This window comes from Mesorhizobium sp. M8A.F.Ca.ET.208.01.1.1 (genome assembly GCF_004791315.1).
Classification (GTDB): Bacteria; Pseudomonadota; Alphaproteobacteria; order Rhizobiales; family Rhizobiaceae; genus Mesorhizobium.
Genome location: NZ_SRUT01000006.1, coordinates 139,386 through 165,367 on the forward strand (window position 1 = coordinate 139,386; position 25,982 = coordinate 165,367).

The following is a 25,982-nucleotide window of genomic DNA, read 5'->3' on the forward strand; positions in this document are numbered from 1 at the left end:
CTCATGCGGCCACCTTGTCGCCTGCTGGCGTCTGCGTGGCCGCGAGCACGGCGCGGGCAACGATCTCGCGCACCGCGTCCAGCCTGTATTCGGCGCTGCCGCGCACATCGCCGATCGGCGACAGCTCAGTCATCGGCGCCGACCGGACCGCGGCGACAAGCCCGGCGTCCACGGCAAGGCCGCGCAGCGCCGTCTCGACCCCGGGCAACCGCCTGGCGACGGCGGAACAAGAGCCGACGGCCACCGCCGCATCCGCGACAGTGCCATTTTCGACAACCAGCCGCGCCGCCACCATGGCGATGGAGATGACGAGATAACGCCGGGCGCCGAGCTTGACGAAGGCCGATGTGCCGGAGAGTTTCGGCACGCGGATGGCAGTCACCATCTCGCCAGGCTGCAAGGCGGTACGGCGGTTGCCGAGGATGAACTGCGACAAGGGCAGATGGCGTGTCGCCGCCACCGAGCGCAGTTCTACCTCGGCGTCGAGCACGAGCAGGCCCGGCACGCCGTCGGCGGCAGGTGAAGCGTTGCAGAGATTGCCGGCGACCGAGGCGACGTTCTGGATCTGCGCCGAGCCGACCTCCCGCGCCGTCTGTTTCAAGGCGTCAAAGGCTGGCGGCAAGGGGTGACGGATGACATCGGTCCAGGTCGTGCGCGCGCCGACGATCCAATGGCTGGCGGTTTCGACGATGCCGCGCAGCGTTGTCAGTCCGTTGATATCGAGGACATTGTCGCGAAACGGCTTGCTTCCCTGTACCGGATAGAAATCCGTGCCGCCGGCAAGAATGCGCCAGGTGCCCCCGCCAAGCAGCGCGAGCGCCTCGTCGACCGTGGTGGGTTTCGCGTAACGGATCACGCTTTCCTTCCCAGTAAGATGGGCCTTCCCAACAAGATGGGGGCCTTCCCCGAGATCGGCCCTCCCAAGACGTTTCGCCTGGGAATATCCTGCCGGTTTTCGATCCGGCAAATTCATTCGTATGCAAATGATATCAAGACGGCGGAATTTGTCAAAGCCAGAGTTTACGCCGGTGTCCATGTGGCTGGCATCGCCACGTATTTGTTATTCCGCTGGAGGTTGACGCGGCCCGCCATCTGGTCAAGTTTCTCCCTCCGGTCGCGCCAGCGGCTTCTTCTTTCGCCGGGCGCCTCATTCGGAGCCCGACCGCAGCCTGACAGGAAGGAAACTCCATGGCCGACGAAGCGCTCGTTGTCATCGACCTGCAGAACGACTTTTGCCCGGGCGGCGCGCTGGCCGTTGCCGGCGGCGACGAGATCGTGCCGCTGGTCAACGACATGATCCGGCGAACCGACCATGTCGTGCTGACGCAGGACTGGCACCCCGCCGGCCATTCCAGCTTTGCCTCCAGCCATCCGGGTTCGCAGCCCTATTCGACGATCGAAATGCCATACGGTGCGCAGACCTTGTGGCCGGACCATTGCATCCAGGGCAGTCTCGGTTCGGATTTCCACTCGGGGCTGGCCTGGACCAAGGCCGAACTCGTCATCCGCAAGGGATTTCGTCCCGCCATCGACAGTTACTCCGCCTTCTTCGAGAACGATCACGCGACGCCCACCGGACTCGCCGGTTATCTCCGGGAACGCGGCATCGACACGCTGATCCTGGTCGGCCTGGCGACCGATTTCTGCGTCGCCTTCTCGGCGCTGGATGCGGTCAAACAGGGGTTTAGGACCACCGTCAGGCTCGATGCCTGCCGTGGCATCGATCTCAACGGATCGCTCGAGACCATGCTGGCGAGAATGCGCGACGCCGGCGTGACGCTCGAAGATCACACGTCGGACTGACCGCACCGTGGCGGGCAGAGGGGGATGCATGCCGATGGCGATCGGGGCGGCCGGCGCGATCATCGTCGCGTTGCTGTTTCCGGCATCGGCCTTGGCGGCAGAGGAGCATGGCCTGCCGGGCGCCGCCATGTCGCTCTGGTGGGCGCTGCCTTTTGCCGGACTGCTCCTGTCGATCGCCACCGGTCCGCTGCTGTTCCACCATGTCTGGGAACACCACTACGGCAAGATCACTGCCTTGTGGGCGGCGCTGGTGATCGTGCCGCTCGCGGTCGCCTTCGGCGCCCCGGCGGCAACCGAGGCGGTGCTGCACGCGCTGCTCACCGAATACATGTCGTTCATTGTCCTGCTGTTTGCGCTCTACACGATTTCAGGCGGCATCCTGCTTGCCGGCAACATCCACGGGACACCGCTGGTCAATGCCGGACTGCTGATCGTCGGGGCGCTGCTTGCCTCGGTGATCGGCACGACGGGCGCCTCGATGATCCTGATCCGGCCGATCCTGCGCGCCAACGACAACAGGCCTTTCAATGCCCATGTCGTCATCTTCTTCATTTTCCTGGTGTCCAACATTGGCGGCTCGCTGACGCCGCTCGGCGACCCGCCGCTGTTCGTCGGCTTCCTGCGCGGCGTCGATTTCTTCTGGACGACCGCCAATCTCTGGCGAGAGATGCTGTTCGTCGTTGTGGTCGTGCTCGCCGTCTTCCTGGCGATCGACCTCATCCTGCACCGGCGCGAGGCCGGGGCACCGAAGATCAAGGATCCGACACCGGACACGAAAGTGCGCCTGCGCGGCCTGGCCAACCTTCCGCTGCTGGCCGGCGTGATCGGCGCCATCCTGCTGTCGGCGGCCTGGAAGCCGGGTGTGAGCTTTTCCGTGTTCGGCGTTAGTCTCGAACTGCAGAACCTGGTACGCGACGCCATCATCCTCGCGCTGGCCCTGCTATCGCTCCCCCTCTCCTACAAGAGCCACCGCCGAGCAAACGGCTTCAACTGGGGACCGATCGCGGAAGTGGCCAAGTTGTTTGCCGGCATCTTCATCTGCATCGTTCCGGTCGTCGCCATTTTGAGAGCCGGCCATGACGGCGCGCTGGCGCCGCTGGTCGCGCTCGTCACCTCGGCGCAAGGCACGCCCAACGACCTCGCCTATTTCTGGCTGACCGGGGCGCTGTCGTCCTTCCTAGACAATGCGCCGACCTATCTGGTGTTTTTCGAGCTGGCCGGCGGCGACCCCCAACACCTGATGACGGAGTTCGCCTCGACGCTTGCCGCGATCTCGGCGGGCGCCGTGTTCATGGGCGCCAACACCTATATCGGCAACGCGCCCAACTTCATGGTCTATGCCATTGCCAGGCACCGCGGCGTCAAGATGCCAGGTTTCTTCGGCTATATGCTGTGGTCCGGGCTGGTGTTGATCCCGACCTTCTTGATCGCCGGCTTTCTGTTTCTCGGTTGATCAGCCGACGCCGACATAGCGCCTGACCGCTGACGGGTCGGCGCGCAGGGCGTCGACATCGACCGTCTCGCGGTTGCGGCCGTTCTCGATGAACGAGACTCGGTCGGCGACCGACAACACAGCGTCGACCCGCTGCTCGACCAGGATGGTGGAGACGCCCAGCTCGCGCAGCTTCGATACAGTCTCGCGGATCTTGGCGATCATGGACGGCATCAACCCTTCGGTCGGCTCATCGAGCAAAAGCACCTGCGGCTCGAGACAGAGCGCACGCGCCATGGCCAGCATCTGCTGCTCGCCGCCGGACAAGGTGCCGGAGCGCTGCTTCAGCCGCTGGCGCAGCAGGGGGAAAAGATCGAGGACGTTCTCCTTCGTCGCCTTGCCCTTGCCGCGCGCCATCAGCCCGATCTCGATATTCTCGGCCACCGTCATCTCGGCGAACAGCCGCCTTCCCTGCGGCACGTAGGCGACGCCGGCCTTCGGCACCTCATGCGCCGGCAGGCCGGTCAACTCCCGGCCGGCGAGCCTGATCGAACCGGCACTCGCCGGAACCAGGCCCATGATCGCTTTCAGCGTCGTCGTCTTGCCGGCGCCATTGCGGCCGAACAGGCACAGCACCTCGCCCTTGTTCAGCACGAGATCGAGCCCGTAGAGCACCTGGACCTCGCCATAGAAGCAGTCCAGCCCCGAGATCACCAATGCATCGGTCATGGGGCGGTCCCCAGATAGGCGTCCTGCACCGCCGCGTCGTTTCGGATCGCTTCGGGCGCGCCCTCGGCCAGGATCCTGCCGGCGTTGAAGACGGTGATGCGGTCAGCCAGATGCATGACCACAGGCATGTTGTGCTCGATCAGCAGCACGGTGGCGCTCTTGGCGATGTCGCGTACCAGCTCGACGAAATTGTCGATCTCGCTATCGGCAAGGCCTTGCGTCGGCTCGTCGAGGATCAGCAGGCGCGGTTTCAGCGCCAGGCCCATCGCCACTTCGAGCAATCGCTGATGCCCGTAGGACAACTGCCCGGCCGGCATATGGGCGCGGTCGGCCAGCCCGGTGCGTTCGAGCGCCGACATGACGCCGGCGCGCACCGCACCCTTCGAGCGGCCGTCGCTCAACGTGCGCTGCACCGGCAGCGCGACATTGTCGTAGGCAGGCAGGTTGGCGAAAACGCTGGTGATCTGGAAGGTGTAGGCGATGCCCTGGCGGACCCTGACATAGGCCGGCAGGCCGGTGATGTCAGCGCCGTCGAAGAGGATCGCTCCCGAAGATGGCCGGATGCGGCCGCTGACCAGGCTGACGAAAGTGGTCTTGCCTGCCCCGTTGGGCCCGATGACGGCGCGGATTTCTCCGGGCATCAAGGTGAAGTCGACGCTGTCGACGGCGCGCAGGCCGCCGAAATTGCGCGACAGGCCCTTGGTGGTCAAAAGCGGCGTCATGGCAACCACCCGAGCCAGCGCTGGCGGATGCTGCCGAGAATGCCCTTGGGGAAGAACAGCACCAGCAGGATCAGCGCAACGCCGACGATCAGCAGATAGGCCGATGTGTAGCCGCTGGTGACGTCGATGACATAGTACATGAACAGCGTGCCGATCAGCGGTCCGAGCGTCGTGGCGGCACCCCCGAGCAGCACCCACAGCAGCGGCAGGATCGAGTATTGCACCGAGGCGAAGCTTGAGCCGACATAGCCGAACAGCAGCGCGTAGGCGGCACCCGAGGCAGCGCAGATCATGCCGGAGACGACGACGGCGGCGAGCTTGTTGGAGAAGGTGTCGTAGCCCAGCATCTTCGTGCGTTCTTCGTTCTCGCGGATGGCGACCAACACGCGGCCATAGCGGGACCGGACGATGGCGAGCGTGATCAGCAGCACGAGTGAGAACAGCGACAGCGCGCAGATATAGCGCACGGTCGGGTTGGTGAGGTCGAGCGAGGTTGCACCGAAAGAGAGGACCCGCGTCGGCTGCGGCACCACCATGCCCTGGTCGCCCCCGGTCCAAGCCGCGAAATAGAGGATGGCGAGATAAAACACCTGGGCGAACATCATGGTGACGATCATGAAGGCAACGCCCGTGGTGCGCAGCGCCAAAAGGCCAATGATCAGGGAGAGGACGGCACCACAACCGAGACCAGCGGCGAATGCCGCGGGCACGCTCCAGCCGAGCTGGATGACGGCGAGCCCGGCGCCATAGAGCCCGGCGCCGAAGAACATGGCGTGGCCCAAACTGAGCAGGCCGACATAGCCGAACAGCATGTTGTAGCCCATGGCGAAGACCGCTAGCACCATGATGCGGGCGAGCAGGCCGTGATAGTACTCCGGCAAAAGGAAGCTCAGCACGAAGAGCAGGGCGATGACGCCGAGATGCAGCGCGTAGGCCTTTGCCGGCGAAGCTTCGCTCATCGCGATGCCGTCCCGAACAGGCCTTGCGGCCGGAACACCAGCACCATGGCGACCAGCAGCGTGGCGATGATCTTGGCCAAGGTCGGCGAGAAGAACATCGAGATGATGCCGTCGGACAGCCCGATCAGCACGGCGGCGACGACGGTGCCGCGCAGGGAGCCGAGGCCCCCGATGATGACGACGATGAAGGACAAGAGCAGCGGGTCCTGTCCCATCAGGTAGTGCGCCTGGCTGATCGGCACGATCAGCACCGCAGCGATCGCCGCCAGCATGGCGCCAAGCGCGAAGACGCCGCCATAGACGCGGCCGACAGAGATGCCGAAGGCTTGCGCCGTCTCGCTGTCGTACTGCGTGGCGCGCATGATGAGGCCGATCTTCGTGCGCGTCAGCACCAGCCATGTCGCGATCAACAGGACAGCGGATGCGGCGATGATCGACAGCTTGTAGCCGGAATAGCCGAACCACGGCAGAAGGATGCGATAGCTGAAGGGCGGCTCCACCGGCCGCGCTTCGGGACCATAGAAAGTCAACGCCAGCTGCTGGATGATGTAGAGCATGCCGATGGTGGCGACGATGGTGGCTTCAGGGTTGTAATTGAGCCGGCGCAGCACCAGCCGTTCGGCGACCAGCGCGATGGCGCCGACGATCAGCGGCGCGATCACCAGCGCTGCCAGGAAGCCGAGCGCGGGGTGGCCGCCGATTGCTGATGTGATCGCCCAGGCAAGCACGGCGCCGAGCATGAAGAACTCGCCATGGGCGACGTTAACGACACGCATGACGCCGAACACTAGCGACAAGCCCAGCGCCGTCAGCGCCAGCACGGCCGAGGTGACGAGGCCTTCGAGGGTTGCCAGGAGGAGATGAGGTCCGAAGTGCATTGATTACACGCTCGATAGGGCGGCGCGAAGCGCCCCCCTCTGCCCTGCCGGGCATCTCCCCCTCAAGGGGGGAGATTGGCAGCTCCTGCGACGGCGGCGATCTATCGTCTTTGACGATTGGCGAAAGCAGTCATCCCGGCCGATCTCCCCCCTTGAGGGGGAGATGTCCGGCAGGACAGAGGGGGGTCGCTTCGCGCTCACGCTTGCTGGTTAGCCAGACCTACAGCGCCTGCGTCGTGTAATCCCCCTCGGCCTCGTAAAGCCCGTCCTCGATCTTGGTCTTGTGCACGACCTTGAGCTTGCCGCCTTCGACCTTGGAGATGTTCTGGATGCCAAAGCACTGATGGATCTTGCCGTTGAAGGTTTTCGGCCCCTGCGGATGCTCAGGCCCTTCGGCGAATTCCTTCAGCGCCTCGGTCGCCTCGACCAGCTTGGCGCGGTCTTCCGGTCCCTTGTAGCCGGCATCTTCCATAGCCTTCTTGACGACGTAGAGCGTCTCCCAGCAGCCGAACATGTGCGCGGCGGTGGAGACGTCCTTGGGATCGCCGACAGCGGCGCCATTGTCGTCGATGCCGACAGCGGCGCGATAGGCCTTCTGCGCGGCGGAATCATCCGGTTGCGCATAGCGCGGCGAGCCCTCCCAAAAGTGGCTGCCGTCGAGGAATTCCAGGCCGGGGCTATTGATGTCGGTGGCTTCGAGCGAATCGATGAAACCGAACAATTGCGGCCGGTTGGAGCCGTAGAATTCGCCGAGTTCCTTGACGAAGGTGAGCACCGCCGGGCCGACCATGACATGGTAGATGACCTCGGTCTCGGCCGGGATCTGCGGGAAATATTTGGTGAAGGACGATTCCGTCGGCGGAATGGCGATCTGGGCAATCACCTCGGCGCCTTGCGCCTTCAGCGCCGGCGGCAGGTAATCGCGATGGTCGTAGCCGAAGGCGAAATCGGGGAATATCTGCGTCACCTTCTTGCCGGCATTGGCGGCGATCCACGGCGCCATCGACTGGATCTGGCTCTTCACGTCGGTGATGCCGGGCTGGAAGACGTAACGGTTGAGCTTGGTCGAGGCGACGTGGTGGCCTTCGCTGACGACGAAATAGGGCATCTTGGCTTCGCCGGCGGCGGGCGCCGAGCCGATGACGACATGCGAGAACAGCGTGCCGAAGACGATGTCGGTCTTGTGCTGTGTGGCGAACTTGCCGACCACCTCGGCGCCGCGGCCAGGATCGGTGCCGTCATCCTCGATGATGACCTCGACCTGACGGCCATTGATGCCGCCGGCGGCATTGATCGCCTTGATCGCGGCGGCGGTGGTCTTCTCATACCAGCGGCCATAGGCGGCGCCGATGCCGGTTCGGTGCGACTGGAAACCGATCTTGATCGGCGCCGAGCTTTGCGCCTGGGAATAGCGGACAAAGCCGGGCGCCATGGCGAGACCGGCGCCGGCGGCGAGACCCTTCAGCGCATTGCGGCGGGTAAGTGTGGTTTTGGAGAGGTCGAAAAATCCGTTCTTGTCAGTCACGTTCGTTCCCCTGTTTTTGCGTTTTGACCAACGATAAGGCGGTTCGAACATCCTCGGCAAGAGGATGCAAAATTGCATGTGTACAAACTAAATCACCAAAGGCTTGGCCTGGCAAGCGAGCTTTCCGTGGGGGCAAGCCCGCACGGGATGGCTTGTCTCATCCGACCGTCGGCGTGGCAAGCAGCCAAAGACCGAAAATGGTGTAGGCGATCATCAAAACAGTGAGCGGAAACTGGCTGAGCGCGGCGCGGGCGGGCTGGGGATGCAGGCGCCAGGCAAGGCCGTGGGCGACGAGAACCGCAAGCACATGGCCAAGGATGATGGCGCCGGCCTGGACATTCCACAGCCACCATGCGGAGCCGGCGCCGGCAACGATGCCGGCTTCGACCTGCATGTCGGCGGTGCCGAACAGGTTCCAGCCCCTGGCAAAAGGATCGGATAGCGCGGCGATCGCATACTGGCCGTCGACCAGCAGCGCCGTCAGATAGTGCGCGACATGATAGGCGAGCGCGATCGGCACGATCGACCACACCAGCAGTCCCGCCGACTGGGCGAGAGACCGATCGCTGCGGGCAAGACGCTGGCCGAGAAAGACGGCGAGAAGGAACACCGCTGTCAGCAGCGCGAATGTCATACCGAGTCCCAGCGTGCCGCTGTCGATCACCGCCGTGCGGCCGGGAAATTCCAGCGGGTTGATGCCGAACAGGCCGAGCCAGAAGAAGGTTTTCGACAGGCCGTCGAACGAGACCGACGACAGAGCGAGCAGCAGGAACGCCATGCCGCTGGCCGGCAAGGGTTCGGCCGTGAGCAGCTTGGCACCTGGCCAGCACAGCGCGAGCCGGCCGTCATCGTCGCGCGCGACCGGCGCGAAGCGCGACACCATCGAGAAGAAGATGCCGAGGAATTCGCCGCCGCGGCTCCACTTGTCGTAGCCGAACACCAGCATGGCGACAAAAGTAACCAGCCAATAGAGGCCGGCGGCAAAGGCAAGCCGTGCCGGATCGTCCGGCGCCGGATCGATGAGTTCGAACCAGGCAAAGGCTAGGAACAGGATGACGGCCGGCCAGCAGCCAAGCCATTGCGGAAGTTGCCTGGCCACCTCATCGCCTTTGCCCGTCAGGCGGGACAGCAGGCGCCACGGGCCGTACCACGGGTTGAGCCACGACCAGAGATCGCCGAACACGCCTTGCAGCAGGGTCAGCCCGGCCCATAGCAGCGTCCACACCACCAAAGGCAGCGGATTGGAAAGCGGATCGCGGCTCCCGATGAAGCCGGCGGTGATGAGGATTACCAAGCCGGCAAAGGAAATCAGGCTGATAACGATCCGGGCGCCGTCGCTGAATGTGAAAAGCGGCAGGCACCGACGCCAGAAACGGTCGAGGGTGTCGGGCGGCAGCAGGGCAAGGACAAGGAAGCTGACGGCCACCGCGAACGCGCCGCCGATCAGGTAATAGCCGGTGGGAAGGAGGAGGACGTGGCCACGGTCGGAGGCATGGGCGAAAGCGGGGGTGGGTAAGACGAGCCCCAAAGCGGCAGACAGCAACGCTAATGACCAGCGACAGCCCTCTACGGCGGAACTCGACCTCTCCAAGATCCCGCCTACCTCCTCAAACCTTGACCAGTTGCTCCACGCGATCCTTAGCGCCAAAAATGCGCAAATACCGCTCGATCTCCCTGAGATCGCCGGTCGCCTTGGCCGGGTTGTCGGACAGTTTCACCGCCGGCCTGCCATTGGCCTCGGTCACCTTGCAGACCAGCGATATGGCATCGAGGCTGTTGGTCTCCGTCGGCGCGCAGCCTTCGAAATCATTCGTCAGGTTGGTGCCCCAGCCGAAGGACATGCGCACCTTGCCTTTGAAGTGGCGGTAGGTTTCCTCGATGCTCTCCACCTCGAGCCCGTCGGAGAAGATCAGCAGCTTCTGCCTGGGGTCCTTGCCCTTCTCGCGCCACCAGTCGATGATTTTTTCGCCGCCCTCGATCGGCGGCGCGCTGTCGGGACGGAAGCCCGTCCAGTCGGCGACCCAGTCCGGCGCGTCGCGCAGGAAGGAAGCGGTGCCGAAGGCGTCGGGCAGCACGATCAGCAGATTGCCGCCATAGTAACGCTGCCAATCCTGCAGCACCTTGTAGGGTGACTGCTTCAGCTCTTTTTCCGAATTGGCGAGTGCCGCAAACACCATCGGCAGTTCATGCGCGTTGGTGCCGAGCGCTTCGAGGTCGTTGTCCATGGCCAGAAGCACATTGGAGGTGCCGGTGAAGGCTTCGCCAATGCCTTCCTTCAGCGCCTCGACGCACCAGCGCTGCCACAGGAAGGAATGGCGCCGCCGGGTGCCGAAATCGGAAATGCGGATGCCGGGCAGCGCCTTCAGCCGTTCGGTCTTGGCCCACATCTTGGCCTTGGCGCGGGCATAGAGCACGTCGAGCGCGAACGGCCCGAACGACCGCAATGCGGCCCGCGAACGCAATTCGTTGATGATGGCGAGCGCGGGGATCTCCCACAGCGTGGTGTACATCCACGGGCCGGAGAAGGAGAGCTCGTACTGGCCGTCATGCCTGGAGAGCTCATAATCGGGCAGCCGGAAGCCTTCCAGCCAGGCGAGGAATTCCGGTTCGAAAATCTGCTTGCGGCCGTAGAAATTGTTGCCGCCGAGCCAGATCATCTCCTTCTTGGAGAAGCGCAGCGTGCGGGCATGGTCGAGTTGTTCGCGCAACTCGCCTTCGTCGATCTCGTCGGCGAGCCGCACCGAGGTGGTGCGGTTGATCAGCGAAAAAGTGGCATCGACCTTGGGATACATCCCCCAGATCATCTGCAGCATCAAAAGCTTGTAGAAGTCGGTGTCGAGCAGGCTGCGCACGATCGGGTCGAGCTTCCAAGTGTGGTTATAGACGCGCCGTGCAATATCGGTCTTGGCCATATCTCGTTACCGCCTTCGCTGCCCTGCCACCACAATAGCGACAGGCCTCATAGCATCGAATTGACCAAAACGCTGCCCGCTTTCAGGTTGGCCCGACAAAAAGAAAGCCCTGCGTGCGGCTACGAGGGTTTGCCGCCCATCACCTTGAGCGCTGGACGTTTGCGGCGGGTGACGAGGCGGCCCGCCACGGGGGCGCCGGCGCGGCCGTCATCCCCGGCCTTCTCGGCGAACAGCCAGTCCATGAACACCTGCACGATCGGCGTCGCCCGCATTTCGTTGCGGCAAACGACATAGAAATCATCGACCGCGGGCACCGACAGGCTGAACGGAGCGACCAGCATGCCCCTGGCCAGCAGCGCGCTTGCCGTCACCGAGTCGCCCAGCGCCACGCCATGGCCGTGCACCGCGGCCTCCGCCGTCATGCGCGCATCGCCGAGATGATGGCGCCGACCGCGCTCCAGGTCCAGCGCGTCGGCGGCGGCCAGCCAGGTGTGCCACTCGCGGCCATCGTCACCATGCAGCAAGACATGGTCGGCGAGGTCGCGAACATTGCGGATCGGCCGGTTGTTGATCAGCGTCGGGCTGACCACCGGGAACAGCTCCAGGCCCGACCATTTGCGCATCCAGCAATCGGTCCAGCTGCCATCGCCATAGTGCACGCAGACATCGATATGCGGCGCCCGGATATCCCTGGGGTCGTTGGAGGGAATGAGCGTCAGCTGGATATCGGGATATTGCGCGGTGAAGCTGCCCAGCCTCGGCGTCATCCACAAAAGCAGCAGTGCCGGCACGCAGGACACCGACAGCGCGCCGCTGCTTGCCGGCCGCGTCAGCCTTTGCGTTGCGGCGGCGATGCCGTCGAAGGCCGTCGACACCGCGGGCAAAAGTTCGGCGCCATGCGGGGTCAACTTGACCCGCTGGCCGACGCGTTCGAACAGCTTGACGCCGAGCGATTGCTCCAGCGCCTTGATCTGGTGGCTGACGGCGCCATGCGTGACATTCAGCTCACTCGCCGCCTTGGTCAGCGAGGCATGGCGCGCCGTGGCCTCGAAGGCGCGCAGCGGGTTGAGAGGTGGCAGGCGCTTGGCCATGGGCGCTCGGCTTCATTGTGAGATTTTCTCACAGAAACCACCCTAACAATATCAATTGCTTTTTCAATGCGGCTGCCGGACACTTTTGCCCGGAACAACATCAAGACGTGAAATCTGCATTCAGCCAGCGGGACAGCGGCCCGGCCGGATGACGGTCGGTTCGCCCGAGATCACCGACGGCAACACTGCATCACTTGAGGAGGAGCGGATATGGGATACGATCGCGGCAAGCTCGACGCGCTGCGTCGCAAATATGGCGAGAGCCATGGCGGCGAGATGTTCGACCCGAAATTCCGCAAGGTCGCCGACAAGATCTTTTCCAAGAGCGGCACGCGGCTGGCGCCCTATTCCGGCATCCCGACCTTCCTCACGGCGCCCTATCGCGAAATCGCGGCTGACAACCCGGACTTCGGCGACCTGCAGGTGGCGATCATCGGCGTGCCGATGGATCTCGGCGTCACCAACCGGCCGGGCTCACGCTTCGGGCCGCGCGCATTGCGGGCCATCGAGCGCATCGGCCCCTACAATCATGTGCTGGAATGCGCGCCGACGCATGAGCTCAGGGTCGCCGACATCGGCGACGTTCCGTTCCAGAGCCGTTACAGGCTGGAGACCAGCCACGAGGATATCGAGCGGCGCATCAATCAGATCGTCGACGCCGGTGTCATCCCATTGTCGGTCGGTGGCGACCACTCGATCACGCACCCGATCCTGAAGGCTGTCGGCAAGAAGGCGCCGGTCGGGCTCATCCACATCGACGCCCACTGCGACACCAGCGGGCTGTTCGACCTGACCAAATTCCACCACGGCGGACCGTTCCGCAATGCGGTGCTGGACGGCGTGCTCGATCCGACGCGCACCATCCAGATCGGCATACGCGGCGCCGCCGAGTATCTGTGGGAGTTCACCTACGAGTCCGGGATGACCGTGGTCCATGCCGAGGAGGTGACCGGTCTCGGCATTCCCGCCATCATCGAGAAGGCGCGCAGGATCGTTGGCGAAGGCCCGACCTACGTGTCCTTCGACATCGACAGCGTCGATCCGGCCTTCGCGCCAGGCACCGGCACGCCGGAAGTCGGCGGGCTGACCACGCGCGAAGTGCTCGAGCTGCTGCGCGGCCTCAAGGGCCTCAACATCGTCGGCGGCGACGTCGTCGAGGTGGCGCCGCAATATGACGCGACCACCAACACCGCGCATGCCGGCGCCCAGGTGCTGTTCGAAATCCTGAGCCTGATGGTGTTCAGCCCGGCCGTGACCGGCAAGGGAGCCTGACGGCCGGAAAGCAAAGGCGGCCGCCGCGCTGGAGCCGGCGGCCGACCCAAACAATCAAAAGCATCCAGAAGGGGAATGACAATGACAATCCGATCGACGTTCAAATCATCCATCGCCGCCGTCCTGGTACTAGGCGCGGCAGGTCTCGGCCTCGCCACGCAGGCGGCCAAGGCCGACGCGCTGGCCGATATCACCAAGGCCGGCACGATCAATGTCGGCGTCTTCGCCGACTTCCCGCCTTTCTCCTCGGCCAGTGCCGACATGAGCCTCAAGGGCTACGACATGGACGTCGCGCAGTACATCGCCGACACGCTCAAGGTGAAGCTCAACACCGTGGCCGTCACCGGCCAGAACCGCATCCCTTACCTCAACGACCACCGCGTCGACATCCTGATGAGCGTCGGCTACTCGAAGGAACGCGAGCAGGTCATCGACTTCGCCGCCGCCTACGCGCCGTACTACATCGCGGTGATCGGTCCGGCGGCGATGTCGGTGAAGGGCAAGGAAGACCTTGCCGGCAAGTCGATCGCCGTCAATCGCGGCACGCTGGAAGACACCTCGCTCACCGAGGCAGCGCCCGCTTCTGCCGACATCAAGCGCTTCGACAACTACAATTCGGTGATCCAGGCCTTCATTTCCGGCCAGACCCAGTTGATGGTCGTCGGCAACGATGTCGGCGCCCAGGTTCTGGCGAAGCAGGACGTGCTGAAGCCGGAGCAGAAGTTCCAGCTTCTGACCTCGCCCTCGCATATCGGCCTCAACAAGAATGAGGATGCCCTCAAGAAGGCCGTCAACGATGCCGTCGCCAAGATGCTGGCTGACGGCAAGCTGGATGAAAGCTCGAAGGCCTGGCTGAAGACGCCGCTCAACCCCGACAATCTCAAGGATTGAGTTGCCGTGGCCTTCGGCTGGCTTCCAGGTGCCGTGGGCGACATCGCGCACGGCGCCGCCACGACGATCCTTTTGATCGCCGTGACAACGCTGGCGGGAACGCTGCTCAGCATTCTGGGTGCCGCCGGACGGCGAAACGGCCCCGCGCTGCTGCGCCACGCCATCGCCTGGTATGTCGAGGTGATGCGCAACACGCCGTTCCTGGTGCAGCTGTTCTTCATCTTCTTCGGCCTGCCGAGCCTCGGCATCAGGCTCGACCCGATCCTGGCCGCCATGCTGGCGATGACGCTCAACATGGCGGCCTACACGATCGAGATCGTCGGCGCCGGGCTCGACGCCGTGCCGCACGGGCAGACGGAGGCGGCCCTGGCGCTTGGACTGCGGCCGCGCCAGGTGTTCATCAAGATCGTGCTGCCGCAGGCGCTCAAGATCATCTATCCCGCGCTGACCAGCCAGATCGTCATCATGATGCTGGAATCCGCCGTTGTGTCGCAGATCGCGGTGCGTGAGCTGACCTATGAGGCCGACATGCTGCAGGCGCGCACTTTTCGCTCGTTCGAGACCTATTTCGTCGTGACGCTGGTCTATCTCGCCCTGTCGATGGCCTTGCGGCGGCTGCTGGTTACAGGCGGGCGCCGCGCGCTCGGAGCTGGCGTGTCATGATCGAGTTCACGCTGTGGGACATCGTGCGCAACCTTCTGCTCGCCGCCCGCTGGACGGTGCTTTTGTCGCTGACCGCCTTCGTCGGCGGCGCGCTGGTCGGAATGGTGGTGCTGTTCTTCAGGATCGCCAAGAACAAATGGAGCCCGCGCCTTGCCTCGGGCTACATCGCCCTGTTCCAGGGAACACCGCTCCTGATGCAGCTCTTCCTGATGTTCTTCGGTCTGCCGATGCTCGGCCTGCGCATCGAGCCCTGGACGGCGGCCGTGCTCGGCCTGACCTTCTTCGCCAGCGCCTATCTGGCCGAGATCTGGCGCTCTGGTGTCGACGCGCTGCCGCTTGGTCAATGGGATGCCGGAGCCAGCCTCGGCCTGCACTATCTGCAGGAACTCAGGCTGATCATCCTGCCGCAGGCGTTCGCCATCACCCGCGCGCCGACCGTCGGGTTCCTGGTGCAATTGATCAAGTCGACAGCGCTGACCTCGATCATCGGCTTCGAGGAGCTGGTGCGGACCTCGAACGCCATCAACAACGCCACTTTCGAGCCGTTCAAAGTCTACGGACTGGTGGCGCTCATCTTCTTCCTGATGTGTTTTCCGCTGACGCAATATGCACGGCGGCTGGAGCGGCGGGCGGCGGCCCGCTAGGGCGATATCGGCGCGGAGCATTCGCCGCGCGACTGCGACGTGTCGCAAGCCGCAGCGCGGACGCGCAGAGCTCCACGAACTGGTCTTCACCGCCAATGACGACGGCGTTGGCAACGGCGGCTATGCGGTTCAATGCCTGAACGCCAATGCCGGCGCCAGCGTCGGCCTGCAATGTCTGCAGGAATTCCGGTTGATCATCCTGTCGCAGGCGTTCTCGATCACCCGTGCGCCCAAGGGCTGGCTTCCTAGTGCGTGGTATCGGTCGACGGCGCCGCGATCGCAAAGTCGGCTTGGAGTGGCTCCGCATCGATGCCGGTGTCGTCGCGGCGATGGCAGGCATAGAGCATTCCTGTTAGGAATAGGCCTTGACATGTCGTCGTGCGAATTGTCCATTCGAAGCTTGGCCATGCCGAATGGGGCGGCAAGGGCGGACAGGGGCAAGCCTGCGCGTGGACAGACAGTCGAGCCGAGTGCTGTTGAGGACGGACGGGCTGACAAAAGCCTTCCGGGGCCTGGTTGCACTCCGGGATCATTCCATCGAGCTCCACGAAGGTGAAATCGTCGGGGTGATCGGCCCGAACGGCTCCGGCAAGAGCACGCTTTTCAACCTCGTCACCGGTTTTTCCCAGCCGAATTCCGGCAGCATCGAGATGAAGGGCCGCTCGATCGTCGGCCTGCGCACATCGCAGATCGTCGCGATGGGCATCGCCCGCACCTTCCAGGGGTCTCGCCTGTTCGGCAGTCTCAGCGTCGCACAGAACGTGCTCACGGCGGCGCAGTTGCGCCATCCTGTCGGCTTCGCCGATACGGTGCTGCGCGGCCGGCGCTATCGCCAGCGGGTGGACGCCACGCGCCAGAAGGCCGACGAACTCCTCGACCTCATGGGCCTGACAGATCAGGCCGGCAGGATCGCGGCGGATCTTCCTTACGGCGATCAGCGACGGTTGGAGATTGCGCGTGCGCTGGCGACCGGCCCGCAACTGCTGCTGCTCGATGAGCCCGCGGCCGGCCTTGATTCCAACGAGACCAAGGTGTTGGCGGGGCTGATCCGGACGATCCGTGACCGCTACGGTGTGACCGTGGTCGTCGTCGAGCACGACATGGACCTGATCATGGCGCTGTGCGAACGCATCCAGGTGCTGGCGACCGGCGAGGTGATCTGCGTCGGAACACCGGAGCAGGTACGCGAACACCCGAAAGTAAGGGAGGCGTATCTTGGCCACGCCTAGCCCTGCCCTGCTCAGCGTCGAGAACCTCGAGGTCAATTTCGGCGCGGTGCGGGCACTGAAGGGCATTTCGCTCGACGTCCATGCCGGCGAGGTGGTGGCGCTGGTGGGGGCCAACGGCGCCGGCAAGAGCACCACCTTGCGCACCATTTCCGGCCTGTCGCGGCCGCGTGGCGGCAAGATCATCTTCGATGGCAAGCCGATTGGAGGTGTCGCTCCGTCGCAGATCGTGAGTCTGGGCATAGCGCAGAGCCCGGAGGGAAGGCGGCTGTTCGGCGGCCTGACGGTGGCCGACAATCTGCGGCTCGGCGCCTGCACCCGCACCGACAAGGAGGCCGTCGCCCGGGACAGCGAGCGCATGTTCACGCTGTTCCCGATTCTCAAGCAGAGGCTGAGGCAGCTGGCCGGCACGCTGTCGGGCGGCGAGCAGCAGCAGCTTGCCCTGGCGCGAGCGTTGATGGCGGCGCCGCGCCTGCTGCTGCTCGACGAACCTTCGCTCGGCGTTGCGCCGCTGCTGGTACGCCACATCTTCAGCGCACTTGCCGAACTCAAGCGCCAGGGCATGACGATGCTGCTGGTGGAACAGAACATCGCGCTTGCCCTGGACCTCGCCGACCGCGCCTATGTGCTGCGCACGGGTCAGGTGGCGCTGTCGGGCCTGTCCGCGGAACTGCGCGACAGCGAGCGCGTGGCGCAGGCGTATCTCGGGGCGGCAACATGACCCAGCTGGACTATATCCTGCAGCAGATCGTCAATGCGGTGAGCCTCGGCAGCCTCTACGCGCTGGTGGCGGTCGGCCTGTCGATCGTCTTCGGCGTCCTCAAGCTGACCAATTTCGCGCATGGCGACGTCATGATGGTCGGCGCATTCGGAGTAGCACTGCTGGCGGGAGTGGGCGTTCCATTCCCGGTCGCCGTGATCTGCGGCATCGCCGCGGCCGCCGTCGCGGGCTTCCTCATCGAACGCATCGCCTATCGCCCGATCCGCGACGCGCCAGACGTCGCGCGACTGCTGACAAGCCTCGCCGTCACCTACATCATCGAGAACGTCGGCATCCTGGTGTTCACCTCCTCGCCGCGCAATTTTCCACTCCCCGATATTCTCAACACCTCCTGGGAAGTGTCGAACGGCGCCATCACCTTCACCAGCATCAATCTCCTGACCATCGCGCTGACCTTCGTGTCGCTGCTGCTGCTCGGCTGGTTCATCACGCGCACCACGACGGGGCTTGGCATGCGTGCCGCGGCCGAGGACATGTCGGCGGCACAGCTTGTCGGCCTCAACGTCAACCGGCTGATCATCGTCGCCTTCTTCGTCGCGTCCGCCTATGCCGGCCTAGCCGGCATTCTGTGGGCGGCACAAGCCGGCGTGGTGCAGCCGCAGATGGGCTTCACGCCACTCCTGAAGGCCTTCGTGGCGGCGATCATCGGCGGCTTCGGGTCGATCGCGGGCGCCCTGGTCGGCGGTTACATATTGGGCGCGCTGGAGATCTTCATCGTCGCGTTCCTGCCGAGCGCCGTCTCGTCCTATCGCGACGCAATCGTCTTCGCAGTGCTGATCGCCTTCCTGCTGGTGCGCCCGGGCGGACTTCTCCAGCCGAACCGGGAGATAAAGCTGTGAGCCGGGAAGCGCGGATCACACTCCTCGTCCTCGCCGCCCTGGTGGCAGGCGCTGCCATCGCTTTTGGTGCGCCGCACGTGCTGAGCGACTATTTCGTCCGGATCATCCTGCTGATCGCGCTCAATGCGATCCTGGTGCTGGCACTGTCGCTGAGCAATGGTTTTACCGGCGTGTTCTCGCTCGGCCATGTCGGATTCATCGGCGCCGGCGCGTATATTTCGGGGATCCTGTCGATCCCGGTGCAGCAGAAGATGGCATTGCTGCCGCATCTGCCGGCGTTTCTGCATGCTTTCAGCCTCCCCTTCCTGCCGGCGACGCTGGTGGCGGGTCTTCTGACGGCGCTGCTTGCGGTGGTCGTCGGGTATCCGTTGATGCGCCTGTCGGGCTACTTCGTTTCGGTGGCGACGATGGGATTCCTGATCATCGTCAACGTGGTGCTGATCAATGCCTCGGATTTCACCAGAGGCGCCCGCACCTTCACCGGCGTGCCGCTGGAGACGACGTTGCCATGGGTGATGGGTTGGCTCGCCATCACGCTGTTCGTGCTGGCCCGCCTGGTTTATTCGCCTTTCGGGAGCGCCATGAAGGCGGTGCGCGACGACACCATCGCGGCCAGCGCCGTCGGAATCGGCGTGCTGCGGACCAGACTGATCGCCTTCGTTACCGGCGCGTTCTTCTCGGGGGTCGGCGGTTCGCTCTACGCGCATTATCTCGGTTCGTTTTCGCCAAACACCTTTTACTTCGCGCTGACGATGAGCCTGATCACCATGCTGGTGCTGGGCGGCATGGGCTCCCTGACCGGCGCGATTGTAGGCGTCATCTGCGTTTCGCTGTTGTCGGAGGTTTTGCGCGCGGTCGAACGCGGCTTCACCATCGGCGATTTCGCGGTGCCGGCGCTTTTTGGCGCCAGCCAGATCGTGCTCGGCTTCATTTTCATTCTAATCATGATCTTCCGGCCGAAGGGGATCATGGGCGACCGGGAGCTCACGTTCGGATTAACCCAAAGATCGGCAACGGTGAACCAGAGAGAGGAACGAAAACCATGATCAGACTCACTCGACGCGGCACAATCGGCCTGGGACTGGGCGCATTCTTCGCGCTTGCCTCGGCCAGTACGGCACTTGCTGCCGACACGATCAAGATCGGATATCCGGCGAACCTGACCGGCATTCAGGCCTCGCTCGATGGTCCGATGCTGAATGGCGCCAAGCTGGCAGCGAGCCAAATCAACGCCGCCGGCGGCGTGCTGGGCCAGCAGATAGAACTGGTGATCTACGACTCCAAGAGCGATTCGACGACGATCTCGACCGTCGCCAGCCAGTTGATCGACAGCGACAAGGTCGTCGGCATCATCGGCTTCGCCGATTCCGACTCGGTGCTGGCCATCGGACCGCAGGTCCAGAAGGCGCAGATACCATTCATCACGCCCGGCGCGACCTCGCCGAAATTGCCGAGCCAGCTCGGCAACGAGATCTTCCTCGCCGCTTTCGGCGACAATGTTCAGGCCGCGGTTGGCGCGGAATTCGCGCTGAACAAGCTGAACGGCAAGACAGCCTATCTGCTGACCGACATCGGCACCGAATATACAACGCTGCTGTCGGACTACTTCGTCTCCGCCTACGAGCATGGCGGGGGCAAGATCTTGGAGCGCGACACCTACAAGATCGGCGACAAGACCTTTACCGCCCAGATCGCCAAGCTGAAGGCGCTGTCGCCGCAGCCCGACTTCGTCTATTCGTCGTCGAATGCCGAGGAAATCGGGCTGATCCTGAAGCAGATGCGTCAGGCCGGCATCAATCTGCCGGTGGTCGGCGGCGACGGCTACGACACGCCGTTGCTGATCCAGGTCGGCGGCGACGCGGCCAAGGATACCTACTTCACCACCCATGCCTATATCGGTGAGGGCGCCAGCCCGAAAGTGCAGGCCTTCATCGACGCCTACACCAAGGCGGTCGGCAATGCGCCCGAGAACGCCTTCGCCGCGCTCGGCTACGACTCGGTCAAGCTGATGGCCGACGCGATCAAGCGCGCCGGCGCACCGGATCCGGCCAAGATCCGCGACGCGCTTGCCGCCACGTCCGGGCTCGACGGCGTGACCGGCACCATCACCTACCGTCCGGGCATTTCGGTGCCGGACAAGTCGGTTTCGGTCATCGGTGTCAAGGACGGCAAGCTTGTCTTGGCGAGTGAAGCGGCACCGACCTTCGTCGCGGAGCCGTGATCTTGTCGACTCGGGGCTCGCTTTGGGACATCTACAGGTCGCGGCTCTCCGCCGCGACCTTCACCGACCTGACGCATGCCTTTCGTCCGGGCCAGCCGCATTTCCCGGCCTTCCCGGATGAAGAGCGCAACGCGTTGCTCGACTTTTCGAAGGGCGACGCCTTTCAGGTGCACCACTACGCCTTCGTCGGGCAATGGGGCACGCATGTCGACCCGCCGGTGCACTTCATCGACGGCGGCCGCTCGATCGATCAACTGCCGGTGTCGGAGATGCTTCTGCCACTGGTCATCCTCGACATCACCGACAGGGTAGCGGCTGATCCCGATGCGACGCCGACGCTGGACGACATTTCCGCCTGGGAGGCCCGGAACGGCCGCATCCCGGAAAAGTGCTTTGTCGCGCTTCGCACCGGGTGGTGGCCGCGCTGGCCGGACCCGGTGACGTTTCAAAACAGGTCGGCCGACGGTATCTCGCATGCGCCGGGCTGGTCGAAGCCGGTGCTGGAGGAACTTCTGGAGCGCCGCGGTGTCACTGCGATCGGGCACGAGGGCATGGACACCGACCCCGGCCGCGCCACTTCGGCGGGCGATGCAAGTCTGGAATATTATGTGTTGTCCCGCGACTGCTGGCAGATCGAGCTCCTGGCCAATCTCGACAAGGTGCCCGAAGCCGGTGCGTTGATAATGGCAAGCTGGCCAAAGCCGAAGGCCGGATCCGGCTTCCCGGCTCGCGCTGTCGCGATCCACGAAGCGACCGGCTGAACGCCTGAAGCCTCTGTCGGCGGCAGGACCCCGCACAACGACCAGTCAGACACGGAATTCAGACATGGATGTAAACACAGTCCGCGATGCCTTTCCGGCGATGGCGAGAGATGCCGCGCCGACGAAGCGGATTTTCTTTGACAATCCGGCGGGGACCCAGATGGCGGGCCGATCGATCGAGCGCATGACGCGCGCCATGATCGAGACCAACGCCAATCTCGGCGGCTATTTCGAAACCTCGCTCGCTGCCCAGGCGATGGTCGACGACGCGCATCAGGCGATGGCCGATTTCTTCAACGCCGCCGACCTCCGTGAAGTGGTGTTCGGCCAGAACATGACGACCCTGACTTTCGCCGTCTCGCGCGCCATCGGCCGCGACCTGAACGCCGGCGACGCGATCGTGCTGACGCGCATGGATCATGACGCCAACGTCGCGCCCTGGCTGATGCTGGCGGAGGACCGCGGGCTTGAAGTCCGCTGGATCGACCTTGATCCGAAAACCTTCGAACTCGACCTGTCCACGCTGGAGACAACGATCGACGAGCAGGTCAAGCTTGTCGCCGTCGGTTATGCCAGCAACGTGACCGGCACGATCAACGACGTGAAGCGGATCGCTCGGCGCGCCCGCGCGGTTGGGGCGCTGAGCTATGTCGACGCTGTGCAGTTCGCGCCGCATGGGGTGATCGACGTCCAGGCGATTGGCTGTGATTTCCTGGTTTGCTCGGCCTACAAGTTTTTCGGACCGCATCACGGCGTGTTGTGGGGCCGGTTGAATCTGCTGCAGGCGTTGACCGCCTATAAGGTGCGTGCGGCTTCGAACACGCCGCCCGGGAAATTCGAGACGGGGACGACCAGCCGCGAGGCGCTTGCTGGAGTGCTTGGCGCGGTCGAGCATTATGCCTGGCTCGGACAGTCCTTCGGCAATATCCACCCGCATGCGACGCGGCGTGAGCGCATCGTCGCCGGCATTGAAGCCGCCGACCGTTATGAGCGCGTCCTGACAGCACGGCTGATTGCCGGACTGTCCAGAATCGATGGCGTCGTCATCCAGGGCATAACCGATGTGGCGGCGCAGGCGCGCCGGGTGCCGACCGTGTCGATCACCGTCGACGGGGCCGATCCCGCCGACATTGCCAAAGCAATGGCAAAAGAAGACATCTATCTCTGGCACGGACACAATTACGGTTTGGAGCCGATCAGGCGGCTGGGGCTTGCGGACCGAAACGGCGTCGTGCGGATCGGGCTCGCCCACTACAACACCGAGGCGGAGGTCGATTTCCTGTTGGCGAAGCTGGCGGACTGGATGAAGATGCGGACCTGAGATGCGCGACAGAAACGAAACCCCGAAGATCGGCGTCAAGCTGCGCCATGCCAGACAGGTGCTTGGCCTCAGTCTGGAGGAGCTCGGCGCCCGCATCGGCCTGACGGAAGGGTATCTGTCGAAGATCGAGAACGACCTGGCGACGCCCTCGATGGCGGCCCTGCACCGGCTTGTGCAGGCGCTGGGCATCAATATGAACGCAATGTTCGGCACGCTGCAGCACAATGCCTCGGAAGTGTTCGTGTTAAGGCAAAACGAGCGTCCACACATGGAGACGGGACATCGGCGTTCGGGCAACCATGTCGTACTCGAGCAATTGGTGCCGTCCGGTCCGGAATATCTGTTGCAGATCAACGTCCATGTGATCGAGGCCGGCGGCGGCAGCCTCGAGTTGATCCGCCATAAGGGACAGGAATTCGGCTACGTGCTCGAAGGTTCTGTCGAGTTGCTGGTCGAGGCGAACGTGGTGGCACTGGAGGCCGGCGACGCGTTCTACTTCAACTCCGAACTCGGCCATGGCTACCGCAATGTCGGTTCGACCACCGTCCGTATCCTCTGGGTCAACACGCCGCCGACATTCTGACCGCCGCCAGGCCTGGCGGCCCTCGGGATTCAATGTCCGAACGCCAGCGACGGCGCGATGCGGTCGCGCCGCAGCCAGCGCGCCAGAAGCAGCGCCGCCACCACGGCCAGCCCCGATGACAGGCCGATCCAGATGCCGACGCCGTGGAAGCCGAAATGGAAGGCGAGCAGCACGCCGAGCGGCAGGCCGACGCCCCAGTAGCCGATCGCGGCATAGATCATCGGCACCTTGGTGTCGTGCAGGCCGCGCAGCATGCCGGCGGCAACCGCCTGCGCGCCGTCGAAGACCTGGAACAGGGCGGCAAAGACCAGGAACGACACGGCAAGCGCGATCACCCTGGCATTGGCGGGATTGCCCAGGTCGATGAAGGCGCTGATCAGGAGATGCGGCCAAAGCACCATCACCAGCCCCATCAGCGCCATGAACGAAACGCCGATGACGAAGGCGGTCCAGCCGGCACGCGACACGCCCTCGGGATTGCCGGCGCCATGCGCCAGCCCGACCCGCACCGTCACCGCCTGGTTGAGGCCGAGCGGGACCATGAAGGAGATCGAGGCGATCTGGATGGCGATCGCGTGCGCGGCCAGCGAATCGGCGTCGATCAGGCCCATCAGCAGCGCCGCCGCGTTGAAGATCGTCACCTCGAAGGCGAGGATGCCGGCGATCGGCAGGCCGAGCCGCAGCAGGCCCTTGAAGCGCGGCCAGTCGGACCGCCAGAAGCGGCCGAACAGATGGTAGCGCCGGAACTTCTTCTCCCACATCACCACGACAGCCATGCCGACGAACATCAGCGTGCTGGACAGCGAGGTGGCAAGGCCCGAGCCGGCGATGCCCATCGCCGGAACACCCAGATTGCCGAACATGAACACCCAGTTGGCAAACACGTTGAAAGCCACGGCGACGAAGACGATGACCAGCGCCCAGCCCGGCCGCTCGAGCGCCGAGATGAACGAACGCAGCACGATGTAGCCGTAGAAGGGCAGCACCGCCCATTCGAGCCAGCGCAAATAGATGCCGGCCTGATGCGCCAGAACAGGCTCCTGGCCCATCGCCAGCAGGATGGCCTCGCCGTGCCACAGCACGAGCCAGATCGGGATCGAGATCAGGATCGCCAGCCATAGACCCTGGCGCACGGTGCGGCGCAGATCGCGCACCGAATGGCGGCGGCGGCCGAGCTCGGTGGCGATCATCGGCGAGGTCGCCAGCATCAGGCCGAGGCCGAAGATCAGCGGCATGAAATAGAGGTTGGCGCCAAGCGCGCCGCTGGCCAGCGTATCGGCACCGAGGCGCCCCATCATCATGACGTCGGTCGCGGTCATCGCCGTCTGGCCGAGATTGGTCAGCACCATCGGCCAGGCCAGCGCCAGCGTCGCCCTGATTTCCTGGCGCCAAAGATTTTCCGGCGCGCGGGCGCCGGCTTCGATCGCGGACATTGTCCTGCTCTTTCAAGGTTGCGGCGCATCGGCAAAGAGCCGGAAGCCGCATTGCAAACGGCAAAACCTTCGGTTTCGCGGCGTTTGCGCCGTCTATTGAACGAAATGCGACATGAAGGCAAGGGAGGAGGCGCGTGAACAGATTGAGCCAGCGGCTTTGCCCGGCAGGCGTCGCCTCGTTCCCTTGCCGGCCGGGGGCTGCTACGGATTGGACATCGGCAACCGGCGAATGTGGGAGGCAGGATGGCGTTCAGGCGCAGAAAGAACCCGGCCGCGATCCCGCGCACGGTGCCTTCCTTCGAGCATATCGTCACCGAGGCGAGCGACAGTTTCCTGTGGCGCCTCGACGACTATCCCTGGGAGCGCAATGTCTGGAATTTTCATCCGGAATACGAGATCCATCTGCTCAGGAAGTCCTCCGGCGTCGTGCTGGTCGGCGACCATATCGGCGAGTTCGGCCCGGGCTACCTGACCATCGTCGGCGGCGGCCTGCCGCATGACTGGGTCACCGCGGTGCAGCCGGACGAATTGATCGAGGGCCGTGACATTGTGCTGCAATTCGATCCCGAGCGGCTGCGCGGATCGGCGGGATTGTTGCCGGAACTGCGCGAACTGGAGCCGTTCCTGGAGCGGTCGCTGCGCGGCATCGTCTTCCACGGCCGAACCGCGCTTGAAGGCGCCGCGCTCATGGAGCGGATGGGCACGGTGCAGGGGCTCGCCCGCCTCTGCCTGTTCCTCGAACTGGTCGACCTGCTGGCCAGGACCGACGAATACGAGCTGTTGTCGTCGCCGGATTTCTCGCCGGTTCTCGACGCCGCTTCGCTCGATATCATCCAGCGCACGCTGACCTATCTATTCCAGCACTTCGCCGAGGATCTCAAACTGCCTGACATGGCCGATCTGGCCGGCATGAGTGAAAGCACTTTCTCGCGCTTCTTCCAGAAGAACACCGGCAATTCGTTCAGCGACCATCTTGCCAAGCTCAGGCTCTGGCAGGCCTGCAAGCTTCTGGCCGATACCGACGTCCCGATCACCGATATCTGTTTCCAGGTCGGCTACATGAACATCTCCAATTTCAACCGCGCCTTCCTGCGCAAGCACAAGATGACGCCGTCATCCTATCGCAAGCTGTCGCGACAGCGTCTGGCGATGCGCGCATAAGCGCTTCCTGAATCATCGTTTTGGACCAGATCGATACTCGTGTGACAGGCTCCCCATAGGGAGGCCGGGTTTTGCGCTGCACAATGCATAAAAGTACAGGTCTGCTGCAACGGGGCTTCTAGCTTGGCCCATCGC

At 64.1% G+C, this 25,982-nt stretch carries 25 protein-coding genes and 1 pseudogene; 16 read left to right on the forward strand and 10 right to left on the reverse strand.

Annotated features, from left to right (window positions below; all coding sequences use genetic code 11):
* Position 1 precedes the first annotated feature (1 nt).
* A complete protein-coding gene (locus EN851_RS24665; protein WP_135930165.1) occupies positions 2-856 on the reverse strand; it encodes a xanthine dehydrogenase family protein subunit M in 855 nt (284 codons plus the stop codon).
* A 332-nt stretch (positions 857-1,188) separates the two neighbouring features.
* Here EN851_RS24665 and pncA point away from each other — a divergent pair, with 332 nt between their 5' ends.
* Both pncA and EN851_RS24675 read left to right on the forward strand, forming a co-directional pair.
* Positions 1,189-1,803, forward strand: a complete 615-nt coding sequence (gene pncA / locus EN851_RS24670; protein WP_127871280.1) for a bifunctional nicotinamidase/pyrazinamidase — start codon at positions 1,189-1,191, stop codon at positions 1,801-1,803.
* 28 nt (positions 1,804-1,831) lie between these two features.
* Positions 1,832-3,256, forward strand: a complete 1,425-nt coding sequence (locus EN851_RS24675; protein WP_189521928.1) for a sodium:proton antiporter — start codon at positions 1,832-1,834, stop codon at positions 3,254-3,256.
* On the opposite strand, the gene EN851_RS24680 is transcribed toward EN851_RS24675, so the two are convergent.
* The 8 genes from EN851_RS24680 to gcvA form a co-directional block, all read right to left on the reverse strand.
* Positions 3,257-3,964 carry an ABC transporter ATP-binding protein gene (locus EN851_RS24680; protein WP_135930167.1) on the reverse strand — a complete coding sequence of 236 codons (708 nt, stop codon included), beginning with the start codon at positions 3,962-3,964 and terminating at the stop codon, positions 3,257-3,259.
* Positions 3,961-4,686, reverse strand: a complete 726-nt coding sequence (locus EN851_RS24685; protein ID WP_135921961.1) for an ABC transporter ATP-binding protein — start codon at positions 4,684-4,686, stop codon at positions 3,961-3,963. Before EN851_RS24685 ends, EN851_RS24680 begins: the two co-directional genes overlap by 4 nt.
* The gene (locus EN851_RS24690; protein ID WP_135930168.1) at positions 4,683-5,645 is read right to left on the reverse strand and encodes a branched-chain amino acid ABC transporter permease; all 963 of its coding nucleotides are present in this window, start codon (positions 5,643-5,645) and stop codon (positions 4,683-4,685) included. Before EN851_RS24690 ends, EN851_RS24685 begins: the two co-directional genes overlap by 4 nt.
* Entirely contained in the window at positions 5,642-6,523 is an 882-nt protein-coding gene (locus tag EN851_RS24695; RefSeq protein WP_135882705.1) for a branched-chain amino acid ABC transporter permease, read from the reverse strand. The genes EN851_RS24690 and EN851_RS24695 overlap by 4 nt, the downstream gene beginning before the upstream one ends.
* 220 nt (positions 6,524-6,743) lie before the next feature.
* Complete coding sequence (locus tag EN851_RS24705) at positions 6,744-8,048, reverse strand: ABC transporter substrate-binding protein (RefSeq protein WP_127278104.1); 1,305 nt, start codon at positions 8,046-8,048, stop codon at positions 6,744-6,746.
* Between the two features lie 157 nt (positions 8,049-8,205).
* Positions 8,206-9,474: a hypothetical protein gene (locus EN851_RS24710; protein WP_245520804.1), complete on the reverse strand. Its 1,269-nt coding sequence runs from the start codon at positions 9,472-9,474 to the stop codon at positions 8,206-8,208.
* A 181-nt stretch (positions 9,475-9,655) separates the two neighbouring features.
* A complete protein-coding gene (gene pncB, locus EN851_RS24715; RefSeq protein WP_135930169.1) occupies positions 9,656-10,960 on the reverse strand; it encodes a nicotinate phosphoribosyltransferase in 1,305 nt (434 codons plus the stop codon).
* A gap of 119 nt (positions 10,961-11,079) precedes the next feature.
* Positions 11,080-12,051: a transcriptional regulator GcvA gene (gcvA, locus tag EN851_RS24720; protein ID WP_127871275.1), complete on the reverse strand. Its 972-nt coding sequence runs from the start codon at positions 12,049-12,051 to the stop codon at positions 11,080-11,082.
* Positions 12,052-12,261: 210 nt separating this feature from the next.
* On the opposite strand from gcvA, the gene speB reads away from it, so the two are divergent.
* The 13 genes and pseudogenes from speB (at position 12,262) to EN851_RS24785 (ending at position 23,253) form a co-directional block, all read left to right on the forward strand.
* Positions 12,262-13,323 carry an agmatinase gene (gene speB, locus EN851_RS24725; protein WP_135930170.1) on the forward strand — a complete coding sequence of 354 codons (1,062 nt, stop codon included), beginning with the start codon at positions 12,262-12,264 and terminating at the stop codon, positions 13,321-13,323.
* Positions 13,324-13,404: 81 nt separating this feature from the next.
* The gene (locus tag EN851_RS24730) at positions 13,405-14,214 is read left to right on the forward strand and encodes a transporter substrate-binding domain-containing protein (protein ID WP_135930171.1); all 810 of its coding nucleotides are present in this window, start codon (positions 13,405-13,407) and stop codon (positions 14,212-14,214) included.
* Positions 14,215-14,220: 6 nt separating this feature from the next.
* Positions 14,221-14,877, forward strand: a complete 657-nt coding sequence (locus EN851_RS24735; RefSeq protein ID WP_135921955.1) for an amino acid ABC transporter permease — start codon at positions 14,221-14,223, stop codon at positions 14,875-14,877.
* A complete protein-coding gene (locus tag EN851_RS24740; protein WP_135930172.1) occupies positions 14,874-15,521 on the forward strand; it encodes an amino acid ABC transporter permease in 648 nt (215 codons plus the stop codon). Before EN851_RS24735 ends, EN851_RS24740 begins: the two co-directional genes overlap by 4 nt.
* A 145-nt stretch (positions 15,522-15,666) precedes the next feature.
* A pseudogene (locus EN851_RS37335) lies at positions 15,667-15,781 on the forward strand (amino acid ABC transporter permease); the annotation flags it as partial.
* A gap of 153 nt (positions 15,782-15,934) precedes the next feature.
* A complete protein-coding gene (locus tag EN851_RS24750; protein WP_189521930.1) occupies positions 15,935-16,750 on the forward strand; it encodes an ABC transporter ATP-binding protein in 816 nt (271 codons plus the stop codon).
* Complete coding sequence (locus EN851_RS24755) at positions 16,737-17,468, forward strand: ABC transporter ATP-binding protein (RefSeq protein ID WP_135930173.1); 732 nt, start codon at positions 16,737-16,739, stop codon at positions 17,466-17,468. Before EN851_RS24750 ends, EN851_RS24755 begins: the two co-directional genes overlap by 14 nt.
* Entirely contained in the window at positions 17,465-18,367 is a 903-nt protein-coding gene (locus EN851_RS24760) for a branched-chain amino acid ABC transporter permease (protein ID WP_135921952.1), read from the forward strand. Before EN851_RS24755 ends, EN851_RS24760 begins: the two co-directional genes overlap by 4 nt.
* Positions 18,364-19,413 carry a branched-chain amino acid ABC transporter permease gene (locus EN851_RS24765; protein WP_135930174.1) on the forward strand — a complete coding sequence of 350 codons (1,050 nt, stop codon included), beginning with the start codon at positions 18,364-18,366 and terminating at the stop codon, positions 19,411-19,413. Before EN851_RS24760 ends, EN851_RS24765 begins: the two co-directional genes overlap by 4 nt.
* Positions 19,410-20,588: an ABC transporter substrate-binding protein gene (locus EN851_RS24770; RefSeq protein WP_135921950.1), complete on the forward strand. Its 1,179-nt coding sequence runs from the start codon at positions 19,410-19,412 to the stop codon at positions 20,586-20,588. Before EN851_RS24765 ends, EN851_RS24770 begins: the two co-directional genes overlap by 4 nt.
* Positions 20,585-21,349: a cyclase family protein gene (locus EN851_RS24775; RefSeq protein WP_245520805.1), complete on the forward strand. Its 765-nt coding sequence runs from the start codon at positions 20,585-20,587 to the stop codon at positions 21,347-21,349. The genes EN851_RS24770 and EN851_RS24775 overlap by 4 nt, the downstream gene beginning before the upstream one ends.
* 64 nt (positions 21,350-21,413) lie before the next feature.
* Positions 21,414-22,670 (forward strand): cysteine desulfurase-like protein, encoded by a 1,257-nt coding sequence (locus tag EN851_RS24780; RefSeq protein WP_135930175.1) that lies wholly within the window; start codon positions 21,414-21,416, stop codon positions 22,668-22,670.
* A 1-nt stretch (position 22,671) separates the two neighbouring features.
* A complete protein-coding gene (locus EN851_RS24785) occupies positions 22,672-23,253 on the forward strand; it encodes a cupin domain-containing protein (protein ID WP_135921947.1) in 582 nt (193 codons plus the stop codon).
* Between the two features lie 29 nt (positions 23,254-23,282).
* Here EN851_RS24785 and EN851_RS24790 read toward each other — a convergent pair whose 3' ends face one another.
* Complete coding sequence (locus EN851_RS24790) at positions 23,283-24,686, reverse strand: MATE family efflux transporter (protein WP_135930176.1); 1,404 nt, start codon at positions 24,684-24,686, stop codon at positions 23,283-23,285.
* A gap of 243 nt (positions 24,687-24,929) precedes the next feature.
* Here EN851_RS24790 and EN851_RS24795 point away from each other — a divergent pair, with 243 nt between their 5' ends.
* Complete coding sequence (locus tag EN851_RS24795; RefSeq protein ID WP_135930177.1) at positions 24,930-25,847, forward strand: AraC family transcriptional regulator; 918 nt, start codon at positions 24,930-24,932, stop codon at positions 25,845-25,847.
* The last annotated feature ends 135 nt before the right edge of the window (positions 25,848-25,982 follow it).

Coding starts and splice junctions, on each gene's coding strand:
- pncA (WP_127871280.1), top strand. CDS start 1,189: ATGGCCGACGAAGCGCTCGTTGTCATCGACCTGCAGAACGACTTTTGC.
- EN851_RS24675 (WP_189521928.1), top strand. CDS start 1,832: ATGCCGATGGCGATCGGGGCGGCCGGCGCGATCATCGTCGCGTTGCTG.
- EN851_RS24680 (WP_135930167.1), bottom strand. CDS start 3,964: ATGACCGATGCATTGGTGATCTCGGGGCTGGACTGCTTCTATGGCGAG.
- EN851_RS24685 (WP_135921961.1), bottom strand. CDS start 4,686: ATGACGCCGCTTTTGACCACCAAGGGCCTGTCGCGCAATTTCGGCGGC.
- EN851_RS24690 (WP_135930168.1), bottom strand. CDS start 5,645: ATGAGCGAAGCTTCGCCGGCAAAGGCCTACGCGCTGCATCTCGGCGTC.
- EN851_RS24695 (WP_135882705.1), bottom strand. CDS start 6,523: ATGCACTTCGGACCTCATCTCCTCCTGGCAACCCTCGAAGGCCTCGTC.
- pncB (WP_135930169.1), bottom strand. CDS start 10,960: ATGGCCAAGACCGATATTGCACGGCGCGTCTATAACCACACTTGGAAG.
- gcvA (WP_127871275.1), bottom strand. CDS start 12,051: ATGGCCAAGCGCCTGCCACCTCTCAACCCGCTGCGCGCCTTCGAGGCC.
- speB (WP_135930170.1), top strand. CDS start 12,262: ATGGGATACGATCGCGGCAAGCTCGACGCGCTGCGTCGCAAATATGGC.
- EN851_RS24730 (WP_135930171.1), top strand. CDS start 13,405: ATGACAATCCGATCGACGTTCAAATCATCCATCGCCGCCGTCCTGGTA.
- EN851_RS24740 (WP_135930172.1), top strand. CDS start 14,874: ATGATCGAGTTCACGCTGTGGGACATCGTGCGCAACCTTCTGCTCGCC.
- EN851_RS24750 (WP_189521930.1), top strand. CDS start 15,935: ATGGGGCGGCAAGGGCGGACAGGGGCAAGCCTGCGCGTGGACAGACAG.
- EN851_RS24760 (WP_135921952.1), top strand. CDS start 17,465: ATGACCCAGCTGGACTATATCCTGCAGCAGATCGTCAATGCGGTGAGC.
- EN851_RS24770 (WP_135921950.1), top strand. CDS start 19,410: ATGATCAGACTCACTCGACGCGGCACAATCGGCCTGGGACTGGGCGCA.
- EN851_RS24780 (WP_135930175.1), top strand. CDS start 21,414: ATGGATGTAAACACAGTCCGCGATGCCTTTCCGGCGATGGCGAGAGAT.
- EN851_RS24785 (WP_135921947.1), top strand. CDS start 22,672: ATGCGCGACAGAAACGAAACCCCGAAGATCGGCGTCAAGCTGCGCCAT.
- EN851_RS24790 (WP_135930176.1), bottom strand. CDS start 24,686: ATGTCCGCGATCGAAGCCGGCGCCCGCGCGCCGGAAAATCTTTGGCGC.
- EN851_RS24795 (WP_135930177.1), top strand. CDS start 24,930: ATGGCGTTCAGGCGCAGAAAGAACCCGGCCGCGATCCCGCGCACGGTG.